The following is a 24,940-nucleotide window of genomic DNA, read 5'->3' as shown; positions in this document are numbered from 1 at the left end:
GACCTCGAGCAGTCGAGGTGCGCTAGCGCGCAGTCACCTCACGCGTCCAAATAGAAATCACTTCCTGGACCACCTCCCTTCCGTGTAGCTCGACGCTAATTCGGGAAGGTCTCCTTGTGCAACGGTTTTCTTTCTCGAGTTGCCCGAGGGGGATCGGCGGTCGACCTCGAGTCAGACGGAGGTGACGACCTCGTCGTAGTCGAGGCGGGGCAGGCGGTCCATCCAGGCGCCCTCGGCGGGGCGGCCGATGTTGACGACCGCGATGGTGCGGTGTGCACCGTCAGGGAAGAACTCGCGGTCCACGCCATCGGCGTCGAAGCCGGTCATCGGGCCGGCAGCCAGACCGGCCGCGCGGACGCCGAGGATGAAGTAGGCGACCTGCAGGGTGGCGTTGAGCGTGGCCGACCCCTCGCGCATCTCGTCGTTGCCGGCGAAGAGGTCGCGGGCCCCCTCGAAGTGGGGGAAAACCTTGCCGAGCTCGTCGTGGAAGTCGGTGTCGGCCGCCAGCACTGCGACCAGGGGAGCGGTCGACGTCTTGGCCTTGTTGTTGCCACCCATCAGCTCGACGAGCCGGCCGCGAGCGTCCGGGGTGCGCACGAGGAGGATCCGCAGGGGCTGGTTGTTCATCGACGTCGGCGCCCACTTCACGAGGTCGTAGATGGCGCGCACCTGCTCCTCGGTCACCGGCTCGTCGGTGAAGGTGTTGGCCGTGCGGGCGTCGCGGAACAGCAGGTCCTGAGCCTCGGGGGAAAGCTCGAGGTGGTCGGCGAACTGGGCCTCGAGCTCGGTCAGGGAGTCATGGGTCTGGGTCATGGATGGTTGAACACTCAACTTCTTGGTTGCATTCCCCAACCATGATGCTGCAGGTCAGCCGCAGGTCAGCCGCGGTGCACGCCGGGCTCAGGCGGACGAGGTGATACACCACGAACCGGCCCAGCCCGGGTGGGCTATACACAAGGGGTGTCATTCCGGACGAACGCAGTGAAACGTGGCCACCACGACCTCTCGAGCGATGCCGGCCTCCGGGCGGCGTTCACCGACGAGGCCTGTCTGACCCGCCTCGACGCCGGGGACACCTCCCTGCTGATGTATCCCGCGAGTGCCCACGAGGCGGGCCCTGCCAACCTCTACCTGCGCCGGATCGACGGGGCAGGTGCGACCTGGGTTCCCCTGCTCGGACCGGCCAGCCCGAGTGCCGTCGGGTGGTCGGACACGGGCCCCACCGCGACAGGGGAGTGGGAGGGGCTCCGGTATGCCGTGTCGTTCCGGCTCGCCGCAGGCTCGCCCGCGTGGTTCTGGCACCTGGCCGTGGAGAACAGCGGCCAGCGCGAGGCCGTTGTCGATGTCGTCCTCGCACACGACCCCGGCCTCGCGCCGTACGCCGCGGTCCGCAACAACGAGTTCTACGTGAGCCAGTACCTCGACCTCACGCCCGTGACGACTGCGCGCGGCACCGCCGTCGCGGTCCGTCAGAACATGCCCGGCGCCACGGCCCCGTGGCTGCTGCTGGGCTCGCTGACGCAGGGACGCGGCTGGGCCACCGACACCCTCCAGCTGGTCCGTGGCGCTCGGCGCCCCGGTGTACCAGCGGCCTTGTCCTCCGCAGAGCTCCCGTCGGACCGCCTCCAGCACGAGCACGCCCTCGTGGTCCTGCAGGACGCACCGGTGACGATCACTGCCGGCGAGCGCCACCACACAGGCTTCTACGGAGTCTTCAGCCCCGACCATCCGGACGCGACCACGGACGCGGATGCTTCCTGGGCTGCAGGCGCTCTCGCCCAGCCCGAGGCCGATCCGGGCCGGTGGGCCGACGCGGCACTGGACGCCCCTCGCGGTGGGTCTGGCCAGATCGGCTCCGAGGCGCTGTTCAGCACCGCGCTGCCGTTCGACACCGACGACCTCGACGCCGACACCCTGGCGGAGCTCACCGGCCACTCCGACCGGCGCCACGTCGAAACCGGTCCCGACGGTGCGCTGCTGTCGTGGTTCGGCAGCGACGGCTCCCATGTCGTCACGGCCGCCAAGGAGCGAGCCGTGCTGCGTCCGCACGGCCATGTGCTCCGCACCGGCGATGCACTCGTCCCCGACACATCGGGCCTGACGTCGACCATCTGGATGGCGGGCACCTTCCACTCCCAGCTGACCCGTGGCCATGTCGGCCGGGACCGGCTGCTGTCGACCCGACGTGGCTACCTCGGGGTGCAGCGCGCCCACGGGCTGCGGATCTTCGTCGAGGACGCGACATCGGCCGCTGGCTGGGTGCTGCTCGAGACCCCGAGCGCCTGGGCGCTGCGCACTGACGGAGCCACCTGGTGGTACGCCTCGGGCGACCTCACGCTCGAGGTGACGTCGTCCGCCCCGGCGGCCGCGCAGGAGCTCGGACTCTCCGTGCGGTGGCTGTCCGGCACCCCGCGCAGGCTGCTCGTCGCCCTCAACATCGCCCTGTCCGGCGACGACGGCCTGGACCCCGCCGACTACGCCGTGACCGAGCGGGAGGACGGCGTGGACGTGAGCACCGCTGCCGCCGGGCTCCGGCTCGGGTGGCAGGCCGGCTCGGTCGCAGTGGACGCCGACGGGCCGCTCTTCGCGGACGGTCAGGGGCGGGGGACGCCGTGGCTGACGCTCGACGTGGCTGCCCGCCGCCACGTCACGCTCAGTCTGGCTGTCACGGAAGGCGCCAAGGACCTCGAAGTCCGGCCCAAGGCCGGGCAGCACCTCGGTGACGGCTGGTCGGCGAACGTGGAGGGCGCCCTGCGCCTCCATCTCGACGCACCCGACGCAGCGCACGCGCCCGACGGACCCGACGGGTCCAACCCGTCCGGCGTGTCCCGCGCGGGGCTGGCAGGCGAGGTCGACCGGATCGACACGGTGCTCCCGTGGTTCACCCAGAACGCCCTCGTGCACTACCTCTCGCCCCGCGGCCTGGAGCAGTTCTCCGGCGGCGCCTGGGGAACGCGCGATGTCTGCCAGGGACCCGTCGGCCTCCTGATCGCGCTCGGGCGCGATGCGGAGCAGCGCGACGTGCTGCTGTCGGTTCTGCGCCACCAGAACGCCCGCGGTGACTGGCCGCAGGCCTTCGACTTCCTCCCCCCGCTCGCCGAGAGCGGTCAGCAGGATGCCCACGGCGACGTCCTCTACTGGCCGGTCCTCGCGGTCGGCGACTACCTGCAGGCCACCGGGGACGCCTCCCTGCTCAGCGAGGGTGTGCCCTTCGTGGGCGACGAGGGCGTGACGTCGCCGGCGTCGGTGGAGGACCACCTGCGGCGGGTGCTGGATCGCATCGCCGAGGTGCGCGTCCCCGGCACGGCTCTGCCGGCATACGGACACGGAGACTGGAACGACTCGTTGCAGCCGGCGGACCCGCACCTGGCGGCCCGCCTGGTCTCGACCTGGACGACGGTGCTGATGGTGACCGCGCTGCGGTCGCTGGCCGACGGCCTGGAGTCGTGCGGTGCCGGTGCGGCACTGGTCATCAGGGCCCGCGAGGCGGCCGATGCCGCACACACCGCGATCCAGGACGACCTCCTGCTGTACGGGGTGCTGCCCGGGTACGTGCTGCTGAACGACGACGGGACGTCCGAGCCGCTCGTGCACCCACGTGACACCCGGACCGGCCTGACCTACGGCGTGCTGCCGTGGATCCACGCGATCTCCGCGGACCTGCTCACGCCTGAGCAGGCGCAGCACCACCTCGACCTCATCGACGAGCACCTGCTCGGCCCCGACGGTGCGCGGCTGTTCGACCGCCCGGTCGCCTACCGCGGTGGCCCGATGAGCGTCTTCCAGCGTGCCGAGGCGAGTACGTTCTGGGGTCGCGAGATCGGCCTCATGTACATGCACGCCCACCTTCGCTACGCCGAGGCGCTCGCCCGGGTCGGCGCGGCCGACCGCCTCTTCGCAGCGCTGTGCCAGGCCAACCCGGTCGGCGTCACCGAGCGAGTTCCGCGCGCCCGGCCGCGGCAGAGCACCACCTACTACTCGTCCTCGGACGGCGCCTTCGACGACCGTCTCGCCGCGAGCGCGCGGTATGCCGCGTTGCTGGCCGGCGACGTGGACCTCGAGGGCGGGTGGCGGGTCTACTCGTCCGGCCCGGGCCTGTACCTCCGGCTGCTCGCCGAGACCCTGCTCGGAGTTCGCTCCCGGGGCGAACGGGTCGAGCTCGACCCGGTGCTCGCACCCGGGCTCGACGGTCTCACGGCGCGAATTCCCTTGGGGGACAAGCGACTCCTGGTCACCTACCGGGTGGGGGCAGTGGGGTCCGGAGTCGTCAGGGTCACCGCAGGCGGTCACGAGCTGCCGACCACGTCGCTGGACAACCCCTACCGTGGCGCCGGCGTCAGCGTGGCCCGCGCCGACCTGCTGACCCGCGCGCACGGTGACGAGATCGAGCTCACCGTCGAGACGTCCTGACCCGCGTTCCCGAAGACCGCTGTCCCCCAACGGAAAGCATCATGATCCAGATCCAGGACAAGCAGATCCTCATCGACGGCGAGCCCCGTGTGGTGATGTCCGGCGAGCTCCACTACTTCAGGGTCGCCCGCGCCGAGTGGGAACAGCGGATCCTGCTGCTCAAGGAGGCGGGCTGCAACGCGGTCGCCTCCTACCTCCCGTGGCTGTGGCACGAGCTTCCCGACGGCAGCGTCGACGTCACGGGCGCCACCCGCCCGGAGCGGGACGTCGCGGCCTTCATCGACCTGTGCGCGGCGCACGACCTGTGGTTCATCGCCCGGCCCGGCCCGTTCATCATGGCCGAGCTGAAGAACGAGGGTCTGCCGTATCGGCTCTACACCGAGCACCCGGAGATCGTCTCGTCCGGCTGGGACGGCAAACCTGCCCCGACCCGCACGGTGGACTACCTCGCCCCCGCCTACCTCGAGGAGTGCGACCGCTGGTTCGGCGCCAYCCTCCCGCTCATCGCAGAGCGGCTGCAGCCCCGCGGTGGCAACGTCATCGCGGTCCAGCTCGACAACGAGATCGGCATGCTCGCGTGGGTGACCAACAGCCCCGACCTGACCGACCACCTCGTGGCGGACTTCGCCGAGTGGGTGCAACGCTCCCGCGCTGGTGCGGCGTCCTACCCCCTGACGCCCGACGACATCCGCTCGCCGAACGAGGAGTGGGCCGGACCCCTGCGCCAGGACCTCGCGATGTTCATGCGGGACCGGTTCCGCCGCTACGTCGAGGCGCTGCGGGCCATGGCCGAGGCGTGCGGCATCGTCGACGTCCCCTTCCTCATCAACGTCCACGGCACCGAGGGCGGCAGCGGCGAGCCGTTCCCCATCGGCATCAGCCAGCTGGTCGAGACCTATGCCGGCGTACCCGGGGTGATCTCGGGCTCGGACCACTACATGGGCGACATGACGCTCAACACCACCACCGACCTGTATGTCATGAACGCCTTCATGGACGCGGTCCACAGCACCGACCAGCCCACCACGTCGCTGGAGTTCGAGGCGGGGTCGGGTGACTACGGAGGCGGGGTCGACAACCAGTACGACCCGTCCACCGTCGACCTCAAGACCCGGCGCTCGCTGGCCCAGGGCAACCGGGCGATCAACTACTACCTCTTCGCCGGCGGGATCAACCCGCCGCTCGAGGAGCCCGTCGGTGACGGGAACGACCGGATCAGCTTCACCGGTGAACGCCATGGGACCGCCGCACCCGTCGGTCCCGAGGGCCAGAAGGGCATGACGTATGCCGCGACGGCACGGACCGTGCACGCCGTCCGGTTGCACGAGCGCTGGCTCTCCCGCATGCAGGAGGACCACGACGGCGTGCAGCTCGGCCTGGTCCTCGACTCCTACGCCACGGAGTACCACCACCCCGACAGCGCGCGGATGACCGAGGTCGTCGAGGACCTGCGCCGCCACAGAGGCGCCGGCCCGCGTCGCGCCCTCGTCCGCTCGATGTTGCTCGGTGGCTACCGCTTCGGAGCGGTTCACCTCCAGCGCGACGAACCGAGCGGCGTGGTGGCGCTGGCCACCGGTCGCCACCTCGCGCCCGAGGTGCAGCAGGGACTGGTCGACCACCTGACCGGCGGCGGTGGGCTGCTGCTGCTGGGCCGACTGCCCGACCGCGACCTCGAAGGCAGCCCGTGCAGGATCCTCGCCGAGGCCCTGGACATCACGGGCTCCCCTCTCGCCTGGGCCAGCCACCACTACTACCCGTCGGCGGTGGCGAGCGGCTGGGCGGCGCCGTGGCCCGAGACCCGGGTCGGGTGGTTCCAGGCCCTGCAGCACCAGCGCGGCGAGGCCATCCTGCACGACGTGGACGGCGCTGTCTGCGGCGTGGACGTCGAGGTGGGCGCAGGGCGCGCGATCCTCCTCGCAGCGGAGCTGCCGTCAGACGTCGACCTGTTCGGACGAGCCCTGCTCCGCCTCGGTGCCTCCCCCGGCCTGGAGCTGGCTGCCGACATCCCCGGTGCCTTCGCGACCACCGCCACCACGGCCGACGGTGAGCGCCTGCTCCACCTGGCCAACATCACGGGTCACCACAACACCGTCCGGCTGGCCCTCGACGGCCGGCCCCTCGGTGACGGTGAGCTGCGGGTACCACCGCGGACGGGCGCGTTCCTCGCGCTGGGCCTCGATACCGCCCTCGGCCGCATCGAGTGGGCCAACGCCGAGCTCACCGATGTCGGGGACGACCGCCTTGCCTTCGGTCCACCGCTCGGTGACCGGACGACCGTGGTGCTGCGCGGTACCGACGACGTCACCGTCGAAGGCGGCACGGTCGTCCGCGCCGGCGATGTGCAGACGATCACCGTGCCGGCGGGTGTGCAGGTGGCCATCACCCGCGCCTGAGGTCGAAGCGAGGCCCGGGAGGGACGTGGCCACCCGGACCGGTCCAGTGGGTCAAACCCAGCGGGTCAGCCCCAGCGGGACAGCCGATCAGGTGTCGCGGTGCACCTTGTGCGGAGCGGCCTGGATGCGGGGCTTGATGACGAGCAGATCGATGTTCACGTGGGCCGGTCGCCCGACCATCCAGCCGATCGCCTCGGCGATGTCCTGGGCGACGAGCGGCTCGGACACCCCGGCATACACGGCGTCGGCCCGGGCCTGGTCACCGCCGAACCGGGTGAGCGCGAACTCCTCGGTGCGCACCATCCCCGGGGCGATCTCCTCCACCCGGACCGGCTTGTCGACGAGCTCGAGCCGCAGCGTCTGGGTCAGGGCGGCAACCGCGTGCTTGGCCGCGACGTACCCCGAACCGCCTTCGTAGGCAACGTGTCCCGCGATCGAGCCCACGTTGATGATCGTCCCGGCGCCCGACGCGACCAGTGCGGGCAGCAGTGCCTGGGTCACCTGCAGGGTGCCGACGACGTTGGACTCGAACATGCCCCGCCAGTCGGCGACGTCGGTCTCGGCGGCTGGAGCGAGTCCGAGGGCGCCGCCCGCATTGTTGACGAGGACGTCGAGCCGGTCGCCGACCTCCGCAGCGAGCCTCGCCACGTCGTCCGCGGACGTCACGTCGCAGACCACGGCGCGCCCGCCGATCTCCGCGGCAACGGCCTCGATCCGGTCGGCCCGGCGGGCGGCGCAGACCACCTCGAACCCGTCTGCCGCGAGCTGTCGGGCGGTCGCCTCGCCGATGCCGCTGCTCGCTCCGGTCACCACTGCAAGTCGAGTCATGCTGGGCCTCCAACGGGTCGAACTGCCTTGGGGTCGATGGCGATCCACGTCGCCTCGGCGTGCGCGAGAAGTCGTCCGTCCGCGGCATACAGCGCGGTGCCGCTGTGGTACTTGCGCCCCTCGCCGCCGCGCGGCCAGGCCATCACCACGTGCTCCTCGCCGACGGCGGGGAGCGACGCGACCTGGGCGGTCATGGTGCCGAGCACCATCGGTCGGCCGGCGATGCCCGAGGCCCAGCCGCCCGGGCAGTCCAGCGCCGCCCACACCGTCTCCAGGTCGACGTCGGCGCGGGGCCGCCACGCCGCTGCATACAGCCCGTCCCCTCCGTCGACGCGGCCCGGCTGGAGCCGTAGCGCGTCGTCCGACGCCCGCCCGGTGCCGCACGAGAAGCAGGTGGGGAACGGGTGGCCGGCCAGCCCTTCGTAACCCTCACCGACCGTCGTGGCCTCGGCGAACGACACCGCCGCCGGTATGCCGCCCGCGTCCAGTCCCAGCGCGCTCGTCGCCTCGAGCACGGGGTGCTCGCCGTCGCGGACCTCGAGCGTCCGGCGACCGTCGACCGCACCGGTCTGGACACTCAGCTCGCGGTCGAGCGGGGGAGGCGTGCGCAGCCGGACCGTGACGGCTTCGTCGGGGCCGGGCTCCAGGAGGGCAGCAGCATGGCCGCTGACCCACCCGCCGTTCCCCGACTCGGGGGGACCACAGAACCGGGACGGCACGAGGAAGGGCATGAGGCCGAACCTACCCGCGCGCGGTGCGCCCCGACGCGGGAGCCCGGCAGGCGAAGGGGCGGGCGTCCGACCGCCACGTCAGAATGGTCGAGATGTCCAGACCCGACCCCGTCACCGAGACGCCCTTCAGCCTGCGCAGCATCGCGGTGCCGGCCTATGGGCCGACGATCATCGCGGCCGTCGGCAGCGGCGCCGTCATCCCGATCATCACGCTGAGCGCCCTTGACCTGGGGGCGACGCCGTCGGTCGCGGCGCTGACGGCTGGGCTGGCGCTCATCGCCGAGCTGTTCTTCGCCGTGCCGGCCGGCGCCCTCGTCCACCGGGTCGGCGAACGCCGCGCGCTGCTCTGGGCCAGCGCCGTCGATGCGGTGGCCGCCTTCGTGGCGCTCACCGCACCCTCGCTCGCCGTGCTCATGGTGACGGTGTTCGCGATGGGCTTCACGTCGTCGGTGTTCCTGGTCGCGCGGCAGGCCTACCTCATCGATGCCGTGCCTGCCTCGATGAGGGCACGTGCGATGTCGACCCTCGGCGGCGTCGCGCGGATCGGGATGTTCGTCGGGCCGTTCATCGGGGCTCCGATCGTCCATGTGTGGGGCCCGCGGGCCGGCTTCGCGGTCGCGGTGGTGGCCGGCCTCGGCGCGGCCGCGCTGGTCCGGCTGGGACCCGACCTCACAGCGGCGCACGAGGCCCAGGCCAAGGAACAGACGGCCGACCAGGCCCCGGTCAGTACCGGGAAGGTGCTGTGGCAGCACCGTCGCGTCTACCTCACCATCGGCCTGGGCATCATGGTCATCGGCGCCACGCGCTCGGCCCGGGTCGTCCTGCTCCCGCTGTGGGCGGCTCACGTGGGGCTGTCCGCCAGCACCACCGCGGTCATCTTCGGGATCGTCGGAGGGGTCGAGATGCTGCTCTTCTACCCGGCAGGGTCGGTGATGGACCGGTTCGGCCGGATCTGGGTGGCAGTGCCCTGCGTCGTGGTCCTCGGTCTCTTCATGCTCGCCCTGCCGCTCACCCACACGGCCCTCGCCGTCACGGCCGCGGCCGTCGTGGCCGGGATCGGCAACGGCATGGGGTCGGGCATCGTGATGACCCTCGGTGCGGACAGTGCACCGCAGGTGGGTCGGTCCCAGTTCCTGGGCGGTTGGCGGTTCGTGTCCGTCATCGGTGGCAGCGGCTCGCCGGCGCTGATCAGCCTCGTCACCGCCGGGGCCGGCCTTGCGGCAGCGTGCGTCACCCTCGGCGGTCTGGCCCTGGTCGGTTCGGGTTGGCTGGCCTACTGGGTGCCCCGGTACGACCCGGTGCGCAGGAAGGGCTCCGACCCGGCCCTCGGGTGATCCGGGACGCGGTCGAGTGGGTGGACGATCGGGCGCGCGGGTGATCGGTGACGCGCTGACGGCCGCAGGTGAGAGGCTTAGGCCCGTGACCGACCTGATCGACACCACCGAGATGTACCTCAAGACGATCTTCGAGCTCGAGGAAGAGGGCATCCCACCGCTGCGCGCCCGCATCGCCGAGCGTCTGGCGCACTCGGGTCCGACCGTCTCCCAGACCGTCGCCCGGATGGAGCGCGACGGCCTGCTCAGCCTCGCCGGCGACCGTCACCTCGAGCTCTCCGACCACGGCCGGCTGCTCGCCACCCGGGTGATGCGCAAGCACCGGCTGGCCGAGCGGTTGCTGGTCGACGTCATCGGCCTCGAGTGGGAGTACGTCCACGACGAGGCCTGCCGCTGGGAGCACGTGATGTCCGAGCGGGTCGAGCGCAAGATCCTGGCCATGCTCAAGGACCACCACGACTCGCCCTACGGCAACCCCATCCCGGGCCTCGATGAGCTCGGCGACGACGAGCCCACCGAGGACTTCCGCTCGGGTCTGCACACCCTGACCGAGCTGGCCGGCGAGACCCCCGAGACGGTGCTCGTGCGCCGGATCGGCGAGCCGGTCCAGGTCGACCACGAGGCGCTGAGCCTGCTGACCGTCGCGCGCCTGCTGCCCGGCGAGCGGGTGCGGGTGCACCGGGCCGACGGCCGGGTGGTCGCCGTCCGCGAGGGTGCACCCGAGTCCACCGGCGTCTCGCTGCCCGACGAGGTCGCGCAGCACGTCTTCGGCGCGCTCGTCTGATCGGCACACTTCGCCCGCTCGTATGAGCGCATCGGCGTGTCCGATTGAGGACCACCTGCCCGATTCCTGAGCACGCCGGCAGAGGCGGGCAAGACGCGTCAGCATGGACTTTCATGGGGCTGCCGTGACCTCAACGTGACATTCCCATGGGCCTTGTGTACGGTGGCTGCGATCCACTCGCCCCCTGAGTGGATCGGCTCGATGTGGAAACGCCTAGTCCTGTCACCACGCCCGAGTCATCAGTTTCAACCGCTTGGCAGGAGCGGGGGACCCACTTTTGGGCCATCTCTCGAGATGGTCCTCGGGGTGAAGCCCCCACGTACGCGCCCGCAAGGTCGGGTGGCAACCGTGGAGGCCGGGTGATCTACCTCCACCCGAACCCGACAGCTCACCTCGTAGGCGCCGGAGGTTCATCCATCGTGGCTTCACCCAGTTCAGGCCGCCACCGCGCGCCGGGCCGTTTCAATCCCGTATCCGAGTTGTCGGGCATCGTGGCCAGCGCCGCGCAGCCGGCCGTCAAGACCTCAGCGGTCATCGCCGCTTCCGGTGGTCTCGTCGCCTCGTTCGCCCTTCCCGCCTCTGCCGCCACGGCCAGCCCGAAGTCGGTGGCCAAGGCCACCACTGTCGCGGCGCCCGTCGCAGTGCAGGCGCCCGAGACCGCAGCACCGGCGGCGACCAACGCCTTCGGTGTCATCGGCTTCAAGGCGACCGCCAAGCCCAAGCCGAAGCCCGTCGTCGTGCCGGCCGTTGCTGTGACGCGCACGGCCGACCGCAGCAGTGCGTCGACCGTGAGCCGCTCGACGACCCGCAAGGACTACACCAGCCTCAAGCCCGCTGCCGGTGGCGTTCTCGGCATCGCGGCCCAGTACGAAGGCCTGATGTACTCCTACGGCGGCACCAGCCCGTCGACCGGCTTCGACTGCTCCGGCTTCACGGCCTACGTCTTCCGCCAGGTCGGCATCAGCCTGCCGCGCACGGCCGAGGCGCAGCGTCAGGCCACCACCCGCGTGTCCAGCCCGCAGCCCGGGGACCTCGTGTTCTTCGGCAGCCCGGCCTACCACGTGGGCATCTACGCCGGAAACGGCATGATGTGGGACTCCCCGCGCAGCGGCAAGGCCGTCGCGCTCCGCTCGATCTGGTCCTCCAGCGTCACCTACGGTCGCCCCTGACCTGAGGTCGGCCCCACGGCCAGCCAGCGTCAAGCCACGGTTCGCAGGCCCCTTCCCGCTTCGGCGGGTGGGGGCCTGCGGCGTTGCCGGGTGAGACCAAGCGGGGGCCAAGGGGTGGGTATGCCGGGTGGCCGGCCCCACGGCATACGCCCGACTTGTGCAGTCGTGTGAGGATGGGTGGATGAACGAACCGGCGCTCACGAACGCAGTGGAGATCGACGTCTGGGCGGACGTGGTCTGCCCCTGGTGCTATCTCGGGAAGCGACGGCTCGAGCTGGCCATCGCCGAGAGCGCGCACCCGGCCGAGGTGACGGTGACCTACCACGCGTTCGAGCTCGACCCGAAGGCTGAGCACGGCACGGGGGAGACGGTGCTCGCCTGGCTGGCGAAGCGGTACGGCACCGACCTGGCTGGAGCCCGCGAGATCGCCGAGCGGCCGGCCGTGCTGGGCCGCCCCGACGGAGTCGAGATCGACGTCGACAAGCAGCTGCGGGCCAACTCGTTCGACGCCCACCGGCTGGTGGCGCTGGGCCTGGCCCAGGGCGGCCACGCGCTGCAGGCGGCCGTGCTGGAGCGGTTCTACAGCGCGCACTTCACCGAGGGCAAGCTCATCGACGACATCGAGACCCTGCAGCGGCTCGGCACCGAGGCCGGCCTGGACGGGCGACGGGTGTCAGCCGTGCTGGCCGGTGGCCAGTACGCCCCCAACGTCCGTGAGGACGAGGCCGCGGCCATCGACATCGGCATCACCGGCGTCCCGTTCTTCATGGCCAACCGGCGGGTGGCCCTCTCCGGGGCGCACTCGGCCGAGGTCATCGGCCAGCTGATCGAGTCGGCCGCGAACGGCGACCACGAGGCGATGAGCGCCGGCGCCTGACGGTCAGTCGGCGAGAGCCGCCTCGAAGTCAGCCAGCGAGGACGCGCTGAACAGCACGAACCGCACGAGCTCGATCGCGCCGTCCGCAGCCTCCGGGTCATCGGCGTCATCGTGTGCGGCGAGGTCCTTGCGCACTGCGTCCACCGCGATCCTCGCGACGTCCGCCGAGTCCCAGCCGTAGACACCGGCGCTGACCGCGGGGAACGCGATGCTGCGGGCGCCGATCTCGCGGGCGACCTCGAGGCAGCGTGTGAAGCAGGACGCCAGCAGGGCCGGGTCGGTCTGCCCGCGGTGCCGGTTCGGTCCGACGGTGTGGATCACCCACTGGGCGGGCAGGTTCCCGGCCGAGGTTGCCACCGCCTCGCCGACGGCGAGCCCGTCGCGGTGGGTGGTGTTCCGGACCCGGCGACAGGCCTCGAGCAGCCGCGGCCCGGCCGCCGCGTGGATCGCGCCGTCGACCCCACCACCGCCGAGCATCAGTGCGTTCGCGGCGTTGACGATGGCGTCGACGTGCTCTGTGGTGATGTCACCCAGGACGGCTTCGATGGTGGCCATCGACCCACGGTATGCCGCCCACCCACCGGGCGCGCCGGCATACCCGCGAGCTGTGCCGGCGGTGGAGCCGCTACGGGTTGACGGCGAGGAAGACGAACGCGGCGAGCAGCACGAGGTGGACGCCACCTTGCAGCCGGGTCGCGCGACCAGGCACCACGGTGAGCACGCTGACCACGACAGTCAGCGCGAGCAGCACCATCTGGGTCGGGCCGAGGCCGAGCAGCAGCGGGCCGTCCAGCCAGATCGACGCGATCGCGATGGCAGGGATGGTCAGGCCGATGCTCGCCATCGCCGAGCCGAGGGCGAGGTTCAGGCTCGTCTGGATCCGGTTGCCCCGGGCGGCGCGAGCGGCGGCGAGGGTCTCGGGCAGCAGCACGAGCAGCGCGATGACGACGCCGACGAAGGACTGCGGGAAGCCGGCCGCAGCGACCCCGGACTCGATGGCCGGGGACTCGACCTTGGCCAGCCCGACGACGGCCACCAGCGACACGAGCAACAGACCCAGGCTGAAGTACGTCTCGCGGTCGGTGGGCGGGTCGGCGTGCTCGTCCTCGAGGGGCTTGCCGTCGTGGCTGACCGGCAGGAAGAAGTCACGGTGCCGCCGCGTCTGGGTCGAGACGAACATCCCGTAGAGCGCGAGCGAGATCACCGCGGCGAAGGCGAGCTGGGAGCTGGAGAACTCCGGACCGAGCGCGCTCGTCGTGAAGGTCGGCACCACCATCGTCATGACCGCCAGGGTGGTCACGGTGGCCAGCGCCGCGCCCGTCCCCTCGGCGTTGAACGAGATGAGGCGGTACTTCATCGCGCCGACGAACAGGGACAGGCCCACGATGCCGTTGCAGGTGATCATCACCGCAGCAAAGACCGTGTCGCGCGCGAGCGACTGGGTGTCCTTGCCGCCGCTGATCACCAGCGTGACGATGAGCGCCACCTCGATGATCGTGACCGCCACAGCCAGGACGAGCGAGCCGAAGGGTTCACCGACCCGGTGGGCCACCACCTCGGCGTGGTGCACCGCGGCGAGCACGGCCGCGGCCAGCGCGGCCGCCACCAGGATGACGGGCAGCGTGCCCAGGTGCCGGCCCCAGGTGAGGACCAGGGCGACGACGGCTATGAGCGGCGCGAGACTTGTCCACGTGAACATGGGATTGGTCGTTCGCGCGGCCATGCCACAGTCTCGCAGAGCAAGGGGTCGGTCTCCCAATCGCGAGCGCGCTACCGTCGGCGAATGACTTTCTCGATCGTCGGCCAGGTGGGTGCGGGCTTCGGCGTGGCCGTCGCGAGCAAGTTCCCGTTCGTCGGCGCCGTGGTCCCAGAGGTGCGGCCGGGCGTCGGCGCAGTTGCGACGCAAGCGATGGCGCGGGTGGGCTACCGGTCCGTGGCGCTCGACGCGCTGGCCTCCGGTCGCGACGCCGCGGCCGCAGTGGTCGCCTGCACGTCCCCGGACGAGGAGCGCGCCCATCGCCAGCTGGGGGTCGTGGGACTCGACTCGCAGGCGACCTTCACTGGCGACTCGTGCATGGACTGGGCAGGCGGGGTCAGCGGTCGTGAGACCTCTGGTGGCTATGCGATCCAGGGCAACATCCTCACCGGGCCCGAGGTGGTCGCGGCGATGGAGTCCGCCTGGCTGGGCACAGCGGGCGCGTCACTCACCGACCGCCTCGTGGCGGCGCTGCTCGCCGGTGACGCAGCGGGTGGCGACTCGCGTGGCCGCCAAGGCGCTGCCCTGTATGCCGTGCTGCCCGGCGCTGGGTACGACCACTGCGGGGTCCTCGCCGACATCCGCGTCGACGACCATCCCGACGCGCCACAAGAGCTGGCGCGGCTGCTGCGGATGAACGACCTCATCTTCGGCGGACCCGAGGACGTCCTGCCGTGGACCAGCCCCCGGGTCGACGCCACCGGGCTGGGCGACGCGCGCGAGCTGGGCGACGCGCGCGGGGTGGGCGACGCGCGCGAGACGGGCCAGCTCGCCGATGAGGTGAGCCGACGACTTGCTGTGCTGGGCTTCCAGGGCGAGGTAGCCGAGGCCCTGTCCAGCTGGGCGGGTGAGGCGAACTACGAGATGCGGCTCAGCCCCGACGGCATCGACACCAAGGTGCTGGCCGCCCTGCGCGCCGCCACTCCCGACTCCTGATCCCAATGCACCCGTCACCCGACCGGCCCGTCACCTGCGTCCGGCGCAGACGTCAAGCGCCTTGACGCCCGTGCGGGAGCGGCCGGCCCCCTGTCTTCCGCGGAGACCTCGAGCGCCTTGACGCGAGGGCGGGGAGCCGTCCCTCGCACCCTTCCCCAGCACGCGTCAAGCGCCTTGACGCCTGCTATGCCGGGTCCACCTGGTCAGGCTCGCCATCGGTCGCCTTGCCGCGGCGGCGCTCACGGTCCTCGGCTTCGAGCCGCTCGCGTTCCAGGCGTTGCCGCTTCGCCTCTGCGGTCTGCGCCGCGGCGCGCTCGCGCACCTTGCGCAGGAACTCCGCGTCGTCGTCCGGGTTGGTCGCGACGAACCGCCCAGGCCGCTCGTACTCCGGGAAGGCCGCGCCCGTGTTCCCTTTGTAGGGCAGGCTCCGCGCCGGCCCCTGTGGCCGCCCACCGACCAGCCAAGCCACTGCACCCACGACGGACGTGACGAGCACGATGAAGATCCAGGTCACCTTTGGCAGGTTCCTGATCCGCGACTCATCGGTCATGATCACGTCGAAGAGGCAGTAGATCCACAACGCGGTCCCGAGGATCCCCAGTCCAAGTTCAGCTCGAATCACGCCCAGAAGCGTGGCACAACGTCCAAACCTGGATGGGCAGAACGCCAGAACTGCAGGCGCGGCCACCGGTCGCCCGCTCAGAGGTGGCCGTCCAGACGCGCTATCCGGGGGGCCGATCCAGGCGCGCCAAGCGGCATCCGGTCAGCGTTTGAGGAGGCGGGCTTCCCAAGGGCCCAACGGGGCAGTGGGCGACGTGGGGGTGCCGAGGTTGCCGAGCAGCAGGGTCGAGTCCGACCAGCCGTCAAGGTCCTCGACGACGTCAGCGAGGGCGAGGTCGTCGCCCGAGAAGTTGGCGAGCACCAGCAGCTCGGTGCCTTCGTGGGAGCGGGTGAACGCGTAGAGCGTCGGGTGGTTCGGCGCGATCATCGTGAAGTCGCCGTGCGCGATGGTCGGCTCGGTGTGACGCAGCTCGATGACCCGGCGGTAGTGGTGGAACACCGAGTCCTGGTCGGCCACCGCCGCAGCAGCGTTGATCTCGGGGTAGTTGGGATTCGTTGCAGACCAAGGCTTTCCGGTCGAGAAGCCGGCGTTCGCGCTGTCGTCCCACTGCATGGGCGAGCGGGCGTTGTCGCGGCTGCCGAGCCGCAGGTTGGCAAGGATCTGCTCGACGTCACCACCGGCGGCGACGGCCAGGTCGTAGTAGTTGACCGACTCGATGTCGAGGAAGTCGGCGGCGGTCGCGAACGGCACGTTGGTCATGCCGAGCTCCTCGCCCTGGTAGACGTAGGGCGTCCCGCGGTGCAGGTGCAGGACGGTCGCCAGGAGCTTGGCCGACGCGACCCGGTGCTCCGGAGCGTCCGAACCGAACCGCGACACAGCGCGTGGCTGGTCGTGGTTGTTCCAGTAGAGCGAGTTCCAGCCCACCTCCGCGAGCGCCTCCTGCCAGCGGCCGAGCGAGGCCTTGAGGTCACGCAGGTCGACCCGACTGCGATCCCACTTGTGTGCGCCGATGTCGAGACCGACGTGCTCGAACTGGAAGACCATGTCGACCTCGTTGCGGGCGGGGTCGGTGTAGAGGATCGCGTCCTCGACCGTCACCCCGGGCATCTCGCCGACGGTGAGCAGCTTCTCGGGCCGGCCCTCGAAGACCGACGCGTGCATCTCCTGCAGGAACTCGTGGATCCGCGGCCCGTTCAGGAAGTGCGGCGTCCCATCACCGAGCTGGCTCATCGGCAGCAGTGCGCCATCGGGCAGCGGGATCACCTTGGAGATCATGTTGATGACGTCCATCCGGAACCCGTCAATGCCCCGGTCCAGCCACCAGCGCATCATCGCGTAGACGGCCTCGCGCACCTCCGGGTTCTCCCAGTTGAGGTCGGGCTGCTTGCGACTGAACAGGTGCAGGTAGTACTCGCCCGTCGCCTCGTCCAGGTCCCAGGCCGGACCGCTGAAGAACGACTCCCAGTTGGTCGGCTCCGCGCCTACGGTGCCGGGCTCGTGTCCGTCGCGCGACGGCTGCCACCAGTACCAGTCGCGCTTCGGGTTGTCCTTGCTGGAACGCGACTCCACGAACCACGGGTGCTCGTCGGACGTGTGGTTGACGACAAGGTCCATCACGATGCGTATGCCGCGTGCGTGCGCCTGTTCGATCAGCGCGTCCACGTCGGCGAGACTCCCGAAGGTCGGGTCGATGTCCTGGTAGTCGGCGATGTCGTAGCCGTTGTCGTCCTGCGGGCTGGTGTAGATCGGCGACAGCCACACGACGTCGACACCGAGCTGCTCGAGGTAGTCGAGCCGGCTGATGATGCCCGGGACGTCACCGATGCCGTCTCCGTTGGAGTCCTGAAAGCTGCGGGGGTAGATCTGGTAGACGACGGCTTCGCGGAACCACAGGTCATCGCTCATGGGCCGAAGTCTTTCGACCCTCGGTGGTGCGAGCAAATGCAGGTGTTGTCAGCCAGCGCGGGCCGTCCTATGTCCGCTTGACGAAGGTGACCCGTTTGCGGCCGTCGCTCTCTCGGAAGACGCGGTGGTGGTAGCCGTGATCGTGGACCCGTCTGTGGTGGTAACCGCACAGCGGGACTGCCTTGTCGAGGTCTGTCCCGCCGCCCGCCGCCCACGGGTCTTCATGATGGTGCTCGGTCCAGGCGTAGGGCCGGTCGCAGTCGTCGGCGGCGCAGCTGTCGTAGGTCAGGGCGAGCGCAACGCGTTGGGCCTCGGTGAAGAAGCGCTGCGACCGGCCGAGGTCGAGGACCTGCGACTCGCCGCCGAGGACAGCCGGCACGAGCCCGGCGCCACACGCCAGTCGGCGGGCCTCGGACGCTGACAGATTGTGGCCGGTGTCCAGGTGGGCTGCACCAAGGGACGCGTTGAGCCGGTCGTGGTCGAGGGTGACCAAGATGGTCGCGTTGACCTTGCCCGTCAGGTGGTCGGTGGGCAGGTGCTCCAACAGCTCCACGAACGCCCGTCCGTACTTCTGTGACCAGTCCAGCTCCTCGGCGCGGAACGCATCCCACGTCGCCTCCGCGACCTGTGCGGCGCTCAGGTCGTCACCGCACCGAACCGCCTGCGCCTTGGCGTCCTTGGCCGCCTGCTGGGCGAACCGGCGGGGTGAGGCGATCTGCTGGATGACCTTCTTCAGGATCTGCCCGGCCAGGGTAGGCACGGTGAAGTGCCCGGTGATGGTGCCGTCCTGGTTGTCGTGCAGGGTCAGCTTCGTCCTGGCAAGCGCCTGCTCTTCCTCGGTCCGAAGCACGGTGTCCTCGTGGGCATCGACCTCGGCCTGCTGTCACTTGGCTGCCTCCAGGGCGCGACGGGCCTTCTTGCGCAACGCAACCGGGTCCACTCGCTTGGCCACGGCGACGAGCGACTGCTCGATCGCGGTCCGCTCCTCGTCGCCGAGTCCTTCAGGCAGCTGCTCGGCCGTGCGCGCGATGACGTGGGCGTGCTCGGTCGACAGTGCACCCTCACCGAGCGCAGCCCGGGTCGCCACCAGCCCGCCGTCGAGGGCAGTGGCCAGCCGGAGGTCCTTGGCGGCCGTCGCTCCGTCGCTGCGAGACCGCGCCGCCAGCCAGGCGGCCGTCCCCGTCATCCCCGAATCCGCAGCCACCTCGGCCTTGTCGACCACCGCGACCAGCGAGAGCTTCATGGCCTGCAACCGGGTCACCGCCCGCTCGAGCTCACCGATCAGGCTCGACGCGGCATACCCCGAAAGATTCTCGACACCCGCACACCGGTCCAACACCGAGTGCACCTGACGCACGCTGTCGGCCACCGCGAGCGGTGGCGACGGGTGCAGTGGGGCGATGGCCATGACCCAGTATATTCGAACAGGTGTTCGAACGTCAAGAGGAAGAGGGCAGATTCAGGACTGCGCGACCAGAGCCCCGGTCACCCGCTCATTGACCTGAAGCCCGGCTCGGCGCACGATGAGTCACCACCAAAGGGGGAAGGGATGTCGATCTTCGAGGTCATCCTGTTCGTCATCGGTGCCGTCGCGATCGTGGCCGTCTTCGCGTTTGGAGCCGTCCACGTGGTCCGCGACAAGCGAACCCGCGACGAACGCCGCGCCGACGAGCATGGCGACATCGCACCCGGCAAGTTCAAGATCACCCCCGGTATCAGCGCCGGCGACGACTTCGGTGGCATCGGCGGCTGACCGTACGCGGCGTCGGGCCCGGCCTATGGGAGGCGCTCGGCCGCTGCCGTCCCAAGCCCCAAGCGATGAGGTGGGCCGGCCACGCGGCCTACCTCAGCGCTTTGTTCACGGTTCGGAAGGCTCCGCAGCCGCGGCGATCAGCCGAGTGAGGCTGTCGCGCATGGCCTCCAGCTCGCCGATGCTCATGCCGAGGCGGTCGATGATCGCGGGCGGAATGCGTTCGGCGCGCTTGCGGGCGGCCGCGCCCTTCCTGGTGAGCGACACGGCGAGCGCCCGGTCGTCGCGGGGGTCGCGGTCGCGGCTCACCATTCCGCTGACTTCGAGCCGCTTGAGCAAGGGCGAGAGGGTTGCCGGCTCGAGGCTGAGGCGCTGGGCCAAGTCGCTGACTCGCAGGGGTGAGTCCTCCCACAGCGCGAGCATCACGAGGTACTGCGGGTGGGTCAGCCCCATCGGCTCGAGCAGAGGCCGGTAGAGCGCGATCACGTTGCGGGACGCGACCGCCAGGGCGAAGCAGACCTGCCGGTCGAGCTTGAGCAGATCGACGGGCTGGGCCGTGGGGGAGGTGGAGATGGGGGGCACGATTTCGAGTCTAGGCGATCTCGTCGTATCGTTAGTGCACAGGTAGTTAGGGCACTAAGTAAATGGCTGACTCGGCTGGAGCACGTGCCACAAGGCAATGGGAGAGACCAATGAGTCGCAAGGCTGACCGCGAGGGACTGTCCCTGGGCTATCGCATCGGGTACCGGATCAAGGTGCTCGGCATGCACATGTATGGCCCGGCCCAGCTGGGCGACGCCGAGGACCCGCACCGCCGGCTCGAGCGCCAGCGCGCGGCCAGGGTTGCTGCCGCCCGCTACGCGCGCGAGACACGGGAGTCCACCGCTCCGAACGAGCCGACGGCTCAGGGCCGGGTCAGTAGCAGCCGGTGACGGTGGCGGCGAGCATGTCGATGTTCTGCCGCATCGCAGTCATCGAGGTGGGTTTTCCGTTTATGACAAAGGCGAAAGCCTTGACCCGACCGTCGGTGCCGCGGGTCCAGCCCGTCAGCGCCACGGCGTCGGTGAGCGTGCCGGTCTTGGCGTGCACCATGCCGACAGCGCACTTCGAGGTGGACGCCGTGAAGCGCCCGTAGGACGCGCTCAGGGTGCCCGTCTTGCCCGCGATCGGCAGGCCGGCGTCGCTGCGCAGGACGGCGAACGGGGTCGCGTTGGCGGGTTCGAACGCGTTGGTCACCAACCGCGCAAGCTGCAGGCCGGTGAGGCGGTCACTGCGCGAGAGTCCTGACCCGTCATAGAGGGCAGTGGCCGTCAGCCCCTCGCTCTTGAGTCGCGTCGCCTGGGCGGACTTCGCTGCAGCCCAAGTGTTTCCGTAACCCAGCTTGATGCCGACCAGCCGGTGCAGTGCCTCAGCGTGCTCGTTGTCGGACTCGAGCATCATCCGCGACACGATCTGGTTGACGGTCTGCCCTGCGGACGACGCGAGCAACGGGCTCTTCGAGCTGGAGGCGCCCCGGGCGATCGAGGTCACGGTGAGGCCGTACGTCTTCAGCTTCGCCGCGAACAGCTTGGCCGCGTCGATCGACGTGTCGTCGACCTGTCGGCCGTCGACGACCAGTGCCCGCAGCCACGTGGTGTCGGCCGGGATGTAGGTCGAACGCCAGCCCGTCGCCAAGGTCGGCGAGGCGAAGAGGTAGTCGTCGGCATACACCCTCACGCGCAGCTGCTTGCGCGCCTTCATGGTGGTCGCCGTGGTCTTGGCGAGGGCGGTGAGCTGCGCCGAGGAGAAGGACGGGTCGCCGGAGCCGACGAGGATGACCTGGTCGGCTCCCGGGCCGCGCTTGACGGTGGTCGTGAACCGGTACGTGGGGCCGAAGACGCGCAATGCGTCGGTGGCCGTGACCCACTTCGTCGTCGAGGCCGGCATGTAGCCGGTGCTGCCCCTCTGGCTCCAGACCACCTTGCCGCTTGCGGCGTCGATGACCGCCCCGGTGAACGAGGTGCCGAAGCGAGCCGTGGTTGCGCGCGCGGTCAGCATGCTGCTGATCCGGTTGTCGGTCCGCGGCCCGATGGTCCGGCCGGTGATCGTGGGGTTGTCGCCCGACCCGGCGGCATGGGCGGAGCCGGCCGTCGCGAGCACGGGCGCGGCGCCGAGCGCGCTGGCGAGCAGGGCGATCGTGATGCGGCGGGTGGTCACGGGGCCGGGTCGTGAAGTCATGCCGGGTCCTAGGGAACTGGTCTGCCCTGGCCGGCGACGGCTGGGGCAGGCGTGACTGCGGGGGGGTGTGGCGAAGGTACTGCTGACCGTGTCCCAGTGGGGACTTTCGACCGATATTCACAGCGTTTCGGTCCGTTCACCCGAGTTCGCTACGCGGGTATGCCGCGTGGCCGGCTTGAGCTCCCCGCCTAGACGTCGACGGTGAGCCGGATCGTCGTGGTGGCGCCGAGCTCGAGCTTCTCCGCCCTGCGCACGGCGACCTTGAGCGGCACGATGTAGCGGCCGTCCTTGGGCCAGAGCGAGGTCTTCCAGGCGGTGTCGCCGATCCGCACCTGGACCGGGATCATGCCCCAGCCATAGCTGACCATCCCGGCCGTCGCGTCGAGCGCATCGCAGAAGTCCTCGGGCACGGTGACGAAGTGGAACGGCGACGGCCCCTTCCAGAACCAGATCTCCACGGTGAACTCCATCTCCATCCGGCACAGGGTATTTGGATCAGCCGCAGAGTATGTGGATACCGAGTCGCCTGGCCGTGGTGGCCCTAGCGTCGAACGCATGCTCGCCCTGGTGGGGCTGTCGACCCGGACCCCAACTGACCCTGTGGGTCAGATGATCGAGGACCTCGCGCGCAGTCACGCAGAGGCCGAGTCGGCCCAGGCCGCGTTGAATGCGTGGATGCCGTGGCTCCTTGTCGCACTCGGTGTTGTGTTCGTGCTGCTCTTCCGAGCCGCACGCCGAACGGTGAAGGGCCGCGACGAGGCCGACGAGGACGCCGAGGTCGATGCGTGGTCGGGAGATGCCGATGCCTAGGTGGTCATACCGCGTCTGAGCGGCGGGACCAATGGCCCTCGTGGGGCAGCCGCCGTGCCCCCGAGCATGGAAGTGCGCGTCATCCAACGCGCGGTGCCACAATGGAGGACAGCCATGAACACTCAGGTACGCGGGATCGTCGTCGGTTACGACGGATCGACAGGGTCCGAGGGGGCGCTGGACTGGGCCGCTCACACTGCCCGACGCCAGGGCCGTCCGCTCACCGTGCTGCACGTCTCCGACCTGGCCGCAGTGCCGGTCGGGACGGCGTACGTCCCCGAGATCCTGTCCGACGCCTTGGCGACGGCTGCCCGAGCCACGCTCGACGCGGGCGTCGAGCGAGCGGCCGCGGTGGTGGAGCGTTCGCACATCACCGGCTTCACGCTCGTCGGTAGCCCGGCCGCGGAGCTGGTGGCGGCTTCCGAAGGCGCAGCCCTCGTGGTCACCGGGTGCCGTGCCCGTGGCCGCCTCGCGTCGGGCCTGCTCGGATCCGTGGCGTATGCCGTGACAGCTCACGCGAAGTGCCCTGCCGTGGTCGTGCGTGGACACGAGACGGCCTACCCGGACGCCATCCACGAGGTCGTCGTGGGCGTCGACGACTCGGAGGCTTCGGAACGGGCGCTCGAGGCCGCGGCCGACATCGCCGAAGAGACAGGTGCGCCGCTGCACATCGTCAGGGTGGAACCTCTCCACGCGCCCGACTCGTGGGCGTCGGTCGAAACCAGGCACGCGGGAAGCCAGCACACGCACGCCCTGCGCGCCGAAGCCCAGGCGACCTTGGAGCGGGCCGAGAAGCACGCCCACGGATCACACCCGAAGCTCACGATCGAGACCGAGGTGCTCTACGGCGATGCGGGCCATGCGCTGGCCCCACTCGGCGATCGAGCCGGTCTGCTCGTCGTCGGCAGCCGTGGACGCGGCGGCTTCGCCGGTCTCCTGCTGGGCTCGGTGTCACATGCGGTGATCCACGAGGCGAACTGTCCGGTGATGGTCGTCCGCGACTGACGCCCACGTTCAGCTCGGGCGCGCCCGCCCAGGTGCACTTGGGGCGCGCACGCCCAGGTGCCGCTCGCCGTACCTTTCCAGCCGGACGTGGTCGTGGTCTTCCGACCCCGAACTCGTCGACTCAGCGGGGCTGGTAATCCCCCAACAGCAGCCCGGGAACCGCGTACATTGGCCGTTCGTCAACAAGGACTAGGGAGCCGGCCATCGGCACTGCTGAGGGAGACGAACCGTCATGACCGACACACAGCCTGGACCGCTCCAGCCCCCGACGGCCCAAGGGGCCTCCCTGACGTTGACCGCGCCGGCACCGCCCGCGCCGGTGCAGGCCACCGCCGCTCCGAGGATGGCTCCCGCCGTCGACGCCGCAGCGCTGCCCGGCCTGGACGCCAAGGTCGACGCCTACCTCCAGGGGCTGCTGTCGGAGGCGCCCAGGTCGCCGGGCTTCGCCGCCAAGTCGGCGGACGTGCGCACGATGGGCGACGGCGACATCCGCCAGGCTGCCGAGACCTCGAACCGCCTCCTCAACGCCCCCGTCAAGGCGCTGCAGGAGGGCGGGCTCTCGGAGGGTTCCACGGTCGGTGCCACGCTGCTCGAGCTGCGCCGGACGATCGAGGACCTCGACCCGAAGGAGGCCACCGGCGCCCGCAAGCTCCTGGGCATGGTCCCCTTCGGCGACAAGGTCGCGGACTACTTCCGCAAGTACCAGTCGGCGCAGAGCCATCTCGACGGCATCCTGCACGCCCTGCGCGACGGCCAGGACGAGCTCGGCAAGGACAACGCCGCCCTGAACCTCGAGAAGCAGCTGCTGTGGGACTCCATGGCTCGGCTCAACCAGTACGTCTACGTCGCCGAGCGCCTCGACGCCCACCTCGCGTCCCACATCGCCGACCTCCAGGCGACGGACCCGGACAAGGCCACCGCCCTTCGCGACGACGTGCTCTTCTACGTCCGCCAGAAGCACCAGGACCTGCTCACCCAGCTGGCCGTCTCGATCCAGAACTACCTGGCCATCGACGTCGTCATCAAGAACAACACCGAGCTGATCAAGGGCGTGGACCGGGCATCGACGACGACCGTGTCTGCGCTGCGGACCGCGGTCATCGTGGCGCAGGCCCTGAGCAACCAGAAGCTCGTGCTCGAGCAGATCTCCGCCCTCAACACCACGACCTCCGGCATGATCGAGCGCACCAGCGAGATGCTGCGCGACAACTCGGTGCGCATCCAGGAGCAGGCCGCCTCCGCCACCATCGGTCTTCCCCAGTTGCAGGCAGCGTTCCAGAACATCTACGCCACGATGGACGCGATCGACAGCTTCAAGGTGCAGGCCCTCGACACCATGGCCGCGACCATCGGCACGCTCGAGACGGAGGTCGGGAAGTCGCGGTCGTACCTCGACCGGGTCGAGCGTCAGGACCAACGGGTGGCTCACGGTTCGCTGGACCTCGGCAATTCGGCTGGTGCCGGACACTGAGA

Annotated in this window: 24 protein-coding genes and 1 riboswitch; of the genes, 12 read left to right on the top strand and 12 right to left on the bottom strand. The window is 70.3% G+C overall.

The genetic code is table 11. From position 1 onward, the window contains the following. Positions 1 to 171: 171 nt before the first annotated feature. On the bottom strand, positions 172 to 813 hold the full coding sequence (locus tag EAH86_RS17085; protein ID WP_140742978.1) for a malonic semialdehyde reductase: 642 nt from the start codon (positions 811 to 813) through the stop codon (positions 172 to 174). 147 nt (positions 814 to 960) lie between these two features. Here EAH86_RS17085 and EAH86_RS17080 point away from each other — a divergent pair, with 147 nt between their 5' ends. Both EAH86_RS17080 and EAH86_RS17075 read left to right on the top strand, forming a co-directional pair. Beyond that, positions 961 to 4,410 carry a GH36-type glycosyl hydrolase domain-containing protein gene (locus EAH86_RS17080; RefSeq protein WP_140742976.1) on the top strand — a complete coding sequence of 1,150 codons (3,450 nt, stop codon included), beginning with the start codon at positions 961 to 963 and terminating at the stop codon, positions 4,408 to 4,410. A gap of 41 nt (positions 4,411 to 4,451) precedes the next feature. After that, positions 4,452 to 6,803 (top strand): beta-galactosidase, encoded by a 2,352-nt coding sequence (locus EAH86_RS17075; RefSeq protein ID WP_140742974.1) that lies wholly within the window; start codon positions 4,452 to 4,454, stop codon positions 6,801 to 6,803. An 87-nt stretch (positions 6,804 to 6,890) separates the two neighbouring features. On the opposite strand, the gene EAH86_RS17070 is transcribed toward EAH86_RS17075, so the two are convergent. Further along, positions 6,891 to 7,631: an SDR family NAD(P)-dependent oxidoreductase gene (locus EAH86_RS17070; protein WP_140742972.1), complete on the bottom strand. Its 741-nt coding sequence runs from the start codon at positions 7,629 to 7,631 to the stop codon at positions 6,891 to 6,893. After that, positions 7,628 to 8,362, bottom strand: coding sequence for a hypothetical protein (locus EAH86_RS17065; RefSeq protein ID WP_140742970.1), 735 nt, complete (start codon positions 8,360 to 8,362; stop codon positions 7,628 to 7,630). Before EAH86_RS17065 ends, EAH86_RS17070 begins: the two co-directional genes overlap by 4 nt. A gap of 92 nt (positions 8,363 to 8,454) precedes the next feature. On the opposite strand from EAH86_RS17065, the gene EAH86_RS17060 reads away from it, so the two are divergent. From EAH86_RS17060 to EAH86_RS17045, 4 genes are all read left to right on the top strand, one after another. Continuing rightward, positions 8,455 to 9,696, top strand: coding sequence for an MFS transporter (locus tag EAH86_RS17060; protein ID WP_140742968.1), 1,242 nt, complete (start codon positions 8,455 to 8,457; stop codon positions 9,694 to 9,696). Between the two features lie 85 nt (positions 9,697 to 9,781). Further along, a complete protein-coding gene (locus tag EAH86_RS17055) occupies positions 9,782 to 10,480 on the top strand; it encodes a metal-dependent transcriptional regulator (RefSeq protein ID WP_140742966.1) in 699 nt (232 codons plus the stop codon). A 218-nt stretch (positions 10,481 to 10,698) separates the two neighbouring features. Then, a riboswitch (cyclic di-AMP (ydaO/yuaA leader) is annotated at positions 10,699 to 10,897 on the top strand. A 62-nt stretch (positions 10,898 to 10,959) separates the two neighbouring features. Further along, positions 10,960 to 11,649 carry a C40 family peptidase gene (locus EAH86_RS20490; protein WP_241668425.1) on the top strand — a complete coding sequence of 230 codons (690 nt, stop codon included), beginning with the start codon at positions 10,960 to 10,962 and terminating at the stop codon, positions 11,647 to 11,649. Between the two features lie 181 nt (positions 11,650 to 11,830). After that, on the top strand, positions 11,831 to 12,526 hold the full coding sequence (locus tag EAH86_RS17045) for a DsbA family oxidoreductase (protein WP_140742964.1): 696 nt from the start codon (positions 11,831 to 11,833) through the stop codon (positions 12,524 to 12,526). A gap of 3 nt (positions 12,527 to 12,529) precedes the next feature. Here EAH86_RS17045 and EAH86_RS17040 read toward each other — a convergent pair whose 3' ends face one another. Together EAH86_RS17040 and EAH86_RS17035 are read right to left on the bottom strand one after the other, a co-directional pair. Next, complete coding sequence (locus tag EAH86_RS17040) at positions 12,530 to 13,081, bottom strand: O-acetyl-ADP-ribose deacetylase (RefSeq protein WP_140742962.1); 552 nt, start codon at positions 13,079 to 13,081, stop codon at positions 12,530 to 12,532. A gap of 70 nt (positions 13,082 to 13,151) precedes the next feature. After that, entirely contained in the window at positions 13,152 to 14,225 is a 1,074-nt protein-coding gene (locus EAH86_RS17035) for a calcium:proton antiporter (protein ID WP_241668424.1), read from the bottom strand. An 84-nt stretch (positions 14,226 to 14,309) separates the two neighbouring features. Here EAH86_RS17035 and EAH86_RS17030 point away from each other — a divergent pair, with 84 nt between their 5' ends. Further along, positions 14,310 to 15,218 (top strand): DUF1028 domain-containing protein, encoded by a 909-nt coding sequence (locus EAH86_RS17030; RefSeq protein WP_140742958.1) that lies wholly within the window; start codon positions 14,310 to 14,312, stop codon positions 15,216 to 15,218. A gap of 184 nt (positions 15,219 to 15,402) precedes the next feature. Here EAH86_RS17030 and EAH86_RS17025 read toward each other — a convergent pair whose 3' ends face one another. The 4 genes from EAH86_RS17025 to EAH86_RS21055 form a co-directional block, all read right to left on the bottom strand. Beyond that, complete coding sequence (locus EAH86_RS17025) at positions 15,403 to 15,840, bottom strand: PLD nuclease N-terminal domain-containing protein (RefSeq protein WP_206665870.1); 438 nt, start codon at positions 15,838 to 15,840, stop codon at positions 15,403 to 15,405. Between the two features lie 141 nt (positions 15,841 to 15,981). After that, on the bottom strand, positions 15,982 to 17,685 hold the full coding sequence (locus tag EAH86_RS17020) for a glycoside hydrolase family 13 protein (protein WP_140742956.1): 1,704 nt from the start codon (positions 17,683 to 17,685) through the stop codon (positions 15,982 to 15,984). A 67-nt stretch (positions 17,686 to 17,752) separates the two neighbouring features. After that, positions 17,753 to 18,535: an HNH endonuclease signature motif containing protein gene (locus EAH86_RS21060; protein WP_140742954.1), complete on the bottom strand. Its 783-nt coding sequence runs from the start codon at positions 18,533 to 18,535 to the stop codon at positions 17,753 to 17,755. Positions 18,536 to 18,568: 33 nt separating this feature from the next. Continuing rightward, positions 18,569 to 19,093 (bottom strand): DUF222 domain-containing protein, encoded by a 525-nt coding sequence (locus tag EAH86_RS21055; RefSeq protein ID WP_140742952.1) that lies wholly within the window; start codon positions 19,091 to 19,093, stop codon positions 18,569 to 18,571. A gap of 141 nt (positions 19,094 to 19,234) precedes the next feature. Between EAH86_RS21055 and EAH86_RS17005 the strand changes: the two genes are divergently transcribed. Further along, the gene (locus EAH86_RS17005) at positions 19,235 to 19,438 is read left to right on the top strand and encodes a hypothetical protein (RefSeq protein WP_140742950.1); all 204 of its coding nucleotides are present in this window, start codon (positions 19,235 to 19,237) and stop codon (positions 19,436 to 19,438) included. 105 nt (positions 19,439 to 19,543) lie between these two features. On the opposite strand, the gene EAH86_RS17000 is transcribed toward EAH86_RS17005, so the two are convergent. Continuing rightward, the gene (locus EAH86_RS17000) at positions 19,544 to 20,017 is read right to left on the bottom strand and encodes a MarR family winged helix-turn-helix transcriptional regulator (protein ID WP_241668423.1); all 474 of its coding nucleotides are present in this window, start codon (positions 20,015 to 20,017) and stop codon (positions 19,544 to 19,546) included. 110 nt (positions 20,018 to 20,127) lie between these two features. Here EAH86_RS17000 and EAH86_RS16995 point away from each other — a divergent pair, with 110 nt between their 5' ends. Next, positions 20,128 to 20,367, top strand: a complete 240-nt coding sequence (locus EAH86_RS16995; RefSeq protein WP_140742948.1) for a hypothetical protein — start codon at positions 20,128 to 20,130, stop codon at positions 20,365 to 20,367. Here the strand turns inward: EAH86_RS16995 and EAH86_RS16990 are convergent. Both EAH86_RS16990 and EAH86_RS16985 read right to left on the bottom strand, forming a co-directional pair. Next, positions 20,351 to 21,652, bottom strand: coding sequence for a D-alanyl-D-alanine carboxypeptidase/D-alanyl-D-alanine-endopeptidase (locus EAH86_RS16990; RefSeq protein ID WP_140742946.1), 1,302 nt, complete (start codon positions 21,650 to 21,652; stop codon positions 20,351 to 20,353). The two genes, EAH86_RS16995 and EAH86_RS16990, sit on opposite strands and share 17 nt — an antisense overlap. 188 nt (positions 21,653 to 21,840) lie before the next feature. Next, positions 21,841 to 22,128: a DUF1905 domain-containing protein gene (locus EAH86_RS16985; protein ID WP_140742944.1), complete on the bottom strand. Its 288-nt coding sequence runs from the start codon at positions 22,126 to 22,128 to the stop codon at positions 21,841 to 21,843. A gap of 79 nt (positions 22,129 to 22,207) precedes the next feature. Here EAH86_RS16985 and EAH86_RS16980 point away from each other — a divergent pair, with 79 nt between their 5' ends. The 3 genes from EAH86_RS16980 to EAH86_RS16970 all read left to right on the top strand — a co-directional run bounded on the left by EAH86_RS16980 (position 22,208) and on the right by EAH86_RS16970 (position 24,938). Next, entirely contained in the window at positions 22,208 to 22,462 is a 255-nt protein-coding gene (locus tag EAH86_RS16980; protein WP_140742942.1) for a hypothetical protein, read from the top strand. A gap of 114 nt (positions 22,463 to 22,576) precedes the next feature. Next, positions 22,577 to 23,467 (top strand): universal stress protein, encoded by an 891-nt coding sequence (locus EAH86_RS16975; protein WP_140742940.1) that lies wholly within the window; start codon positions 22,577 to 22,579, stop codon positions 23,465 to 23,467. A 232-nt stretch (positions 23,468 to 23,699) separates the two neighbouring features. Further along, the gene (locus tag EAH86_RS16970) at positions 23,700 to 24,938 is read left to right on the top strand and encodes a toxic anion resistance protein (RefSeq protein WP_140742938.1); all 1,239 of its coding nucleotides are present in this window, start codon (positions 23,700 to 23,702) and stop codon (positions 24,936 to 24,938) included. Positions 24,939 to 24,940: the final 2 nt, after the last annotated feature.

The organism is Pedococcus bigeumensis, from assembly GCF_006438965.1.
Classification (GTDB): Bacteria; Actinomycetota; Actinomycetes; order Actinomycetales; family Dermatophilaceae; genus Pedococcus; species Pedococcus bigeumensis_A.
The sequence above is the reverse complement of the archived record's forward strand: the minus strand, read 5'-3'. Positions and strand labels throughout refer to the sequence as shown.

Bases quoted from the DNA above. Each gene is read 5' to 3' on its own strand.
- EAH86_RS17085 (WP_140742978.1), bottom strand. From the start codon at position 813: ATGACCCAGACCCATGACTCCCTGACCGAGCTCGAGGCCCAGTTCGCC.
- EAH86_RS17070 (WP_140742972.1), bottom strand. From the start codon at position 7,631: ATGACTCGACTTGCAGTGGTGACCGGAGCGAGCAGCGGCATCGGCGAG.
- EAH86_RS17065 (WP_140742970.1), bottom strand. From the start codon at position 8,362: ATGCCCTTCCTCGTGCCGTCCCGGTTCTGTGGTCCCCCCGAGTCGGGG.
- EAH86_RS17060 (WP_140742968.1), top strand. From the start codon at position 8,455: ATGTCCAGACCCGACCCCGTCACCGAGACGCCCTTCAGCCTGCGCAGC.
- EAH86_RS17045 (WP_140742964.1), top strand. From the start codon at position 11,831: ATGAACGAACCGGCGCTCACGAACGCAGTGGAGATCGACGTCTGGGCG.
- EAH86_RS17040 (WP_140742962.1), bottom strand. From the start codon at position 13,081: ATGGCCACCATCGAAGCCGTCCTGGGTGACATCACCACAGAGCACGTC.
- EAH86_RS17035 (WP_241668424.1), bottom strand. From the start codon at position 14,225: ATGTTCACGTGGACAAGTCTCGCGCCGCTCATAGCCGTCGTCGCCCTG.
- EAH86_RS17030 (WP_140742958.1), top strand. From the start codon at position 14,310: ATGACTTTCTCGATCGTCGGCCAGGTGGGTGCGGGCTTCGGCGTGGCC.
- EAH86_RS17020 (WP_140742956.1), bottom strand. From the start codon at position 17,685: ATGAGCGATGACCTGTGGTTCCGCGAAGCCGTCGTCTACCAGATCTAC.
- EAH86_RS21055 (WP_140742952.1), bottom strand. From the start codon at position 19,093: ATGGCCATCGCCCCACTGCACCCGTCGCCACCGCTCGCGGTGGCCGAC.
- EAH86_RS17005 (WP_140742950.1), top strand. From the start codon at position 19,235: ATGTCGATCTTCGAGGTCATCCTGTTCGTCATCGGTGCCGTCGCGATC.
- EAH86_RS16995 (WP_140742948.1), top strand. From the start codon at position 20,128: ATGAGTCGCAAGGCTGACCGCGAGGGACTGTCCCTGGGCTATCGCATC.
- EAH86_RS16990 (WP_140742946.1), bottom strand. From the start codon at position 21,652: ATGACTTCACGACCCGGCCCCGTGACCACCCGCCGCATCACGATCGCC.
- EAH86_RS16985 (WP_140742944.1), bottom strand. From the start codon at position 22,128: ATGGAGATGGAGTTCACCGTGGAGATCTGGTTCTGGAAGGGGCCGTCG.
- EAH86_RS16980 (WP_140742942.1), top strand. From the start codon at position 22,208: ATGCTCGCCCTGGTGGGGCTGTCGACCCGGACCCCAACTGACCCTGTG.
- EAH86_RS16975 (WP_140742940.1), top strand. From the start codon at position 22,577: ATGAACACTCAGGTACGCGGGATCGTCGTCGGTTACGACGGATCGACA.
- EAH86_RS16970 (WP_140742938.1), top strand. From the start codon at position 23,700: ATGACCGACACACAGCCTGGACCGCTCCAGCCCCCGACGGCCCAAGGG.